Annotated in this window: 1 protein-coding gene and 1 pseudogene; both read right to left on the bottom strand. The window is 61.9% G+C overall.

Features of this window, described 5'->3' with window-relative positions; genetic code table 11:
* Positions 1-176: 176 nt before the first annotated feature.
* Positions 177-1,020, bottom strand: a pseudogene (istB, locus tag AB4Y42_RS43835) (IS21-like element helper ATPase IstB).
* On the bottom strand, positions 1,017-2,077 hold a 1,061-nt coding region (locus AB4Y42_RS43840), incomplete at its 5' end, for an IS21 family transposase (protein WP_368692939.1). The gene AB4Y42_RS43840 and the pseudogene istB, both read right to left, overlap by 4 nt.

The raw sequence follows: 2,077 nt of genomic DNA on the forward strand, positions 1-2,077 counted from the left end.
GCTTCTTTACGCCGCCCATGAGGTGGCTCGATTACGCCGCCCCTGAACTGGCTTCATTGCGCCGCCCCTCAGGTGGCCCGATTACGCCGCCCCCAGATTGGCTCTATAACGCCGCCCGCTGACAACGTTGCTCCTTCGTAATTGTCGTTGCGTGATCGTGTAGTTGACGCTCATCGTTACTGCGCAACGTTGCCGTCGTCAGGCAACTGGCCGCTGAACGGATTGCTAGGTTTGTCGTCGTGTAGTTGACGCCGCCGTGCATTCTGTTTGTCGCCGGCCTTGCGGCGGCGGTAGCTTTCGACATTGAGTTCGAAGATCGTCGAGTGATGCACAAGCCGGTCGATGGCGGCGACCGTCATGCCGGGGTCGGGGAACACGTCATTCCAGCCCGAGAACGGCTGGTTTGCAGTTATCAGAAGACTTTTTCGCTCATACCTCTCGGCAATCAGCTCGAACAGAACGCTGGTTTCGGCCTGGTCCTTGCGGGCATACGACAGGTCGTCGAGGATGATCAAATCGAAGCGATCGAGCTTGGCCAGCGCGGAAGGTAACTGCAGGCTTTGGCGCGCGGCCTGCAGCTTCTGGACGAGCTCGCTGGTACGCGTGAACAGCACGCGGTAACCCACGTCGATCAATGCATGACCGATAACCGATCCCAGGTGGCTTTTTCCGACCCCAGGCGGGCCGAACAGGAGAACCGTGGCGCCTTTTCTCCAGCCATGACTCTCCGGTGGCCAGCGCTGTGACATGCGCTTTTGAGACCATCGGCACGGCGCCGAAGTCGAACGCCGCGAGGGTCTTGGTCGGGTCCAGATGCGACTCGGTACGGTGCCGCTCGATGCGTCGCTTAGCGCGTTCGGCCAGCTCGTGCTCTAGCAGTGCGCCGAGCAGGCGTGCGGCCGGCCAGGCTTCCTTGTCCGAACGCTCAGCGAACTCGGGCCACAACCTACCGATCGTTGGCAAACGCAGCTCGTTGAGCATCAAGGCCAGGCGGCCACCATCATGCGCGGGCGCGTTCATGCTGCCACCTTCTTGAGCAGTTCGTCATACACGGCAACGGGCGGCATCTGAACCTCGACATCGGGGCACTGGACCTCACGGGGTGCGTACTGTTCACGCAGCGCCTTGAGATCGGGAAGCTCGCCGGTTTCCAGCATTGCATCAAGCTGCCCGGCCAGTACGGCCTCCACGCCGTGCAGGCCCGCGAGCTCAAGCAGGCCGACCATCGTCTTGCATGCATCGCGTTGTGACAGGCGGGCATCAAGTTGTTCCCAGGTTCTGCGGTACGCATCACGCGGGAACAGCGCGTCACGAAACGCGAGCCCCTTGAATGCCTGGGGTTTGCGCTTCAGCGAGTCAATGAAGTGGCGGTAATCAAGCGCGTGGCGGTTGTCGCGCGCACGCGAGCCCCGTGCGGTGCTGTGGACCAGCAGGCCGGACAGGTAACAGTCGAGCCGGTCGCCGTAGACGCGCACCTTCAGCCGGTGACCAATCAGGCGCGACGGCGCACTGTAGAGGATGCCGCGCACCGTAAAAGTGCTGCAGCGGGTCACAGGAGCCTCTTCCTCGACGAAGTCAGTGGTACGGTACTCCGGCAAATCCTGAAGCTGCTGGCGCTCGATACGGAACGCGGCGGCGCAGCGCCGGTTTCGGCGCATCACCTGCTCGCGGATGAATTCATCGTAGCCAGCACGATCAACGAAGTCGCGATGGCCACGCAGCATCAGGGCTTGATCGACTGCGTCCTTCAGATACCGGTGCGAGGATTCGACACTCCCGTTCTCGTGACCTAGACCGCGATTGTTACGCGTGCCCTGCATCTCGTAGTGATCGAGCAGCGCCTTGTAGCGGGTAGTGAAGTCTTCCTTCTCGCTCAGGTTCTTGAAGGCCGCTGACAGGCTGTCGGTGCGATGCTCGCGCGGGCAACCTCCCGCCTGCCATAGAGCGTTCGTAAGCGATGAATTCTCCACACCGAATGTAGAATCGTTCGCAACCAGCGGGCGAGCGTAGCTGCATCGCGACGGTCGCGATCGACCGGCGATGTCTGCGTCAGGATGGTGAGCCTGTGCGTCGGGCT

The sequence above is a fragment of the Paraburkholderia sp. EG286B genome (assembly GCF_040965655.1).
Lineage (GTDB): Bacteria > Pseudomonadota > Gammaproteobacteria > Burkholderiales > Burkholderiaceae > Paraburkholderia.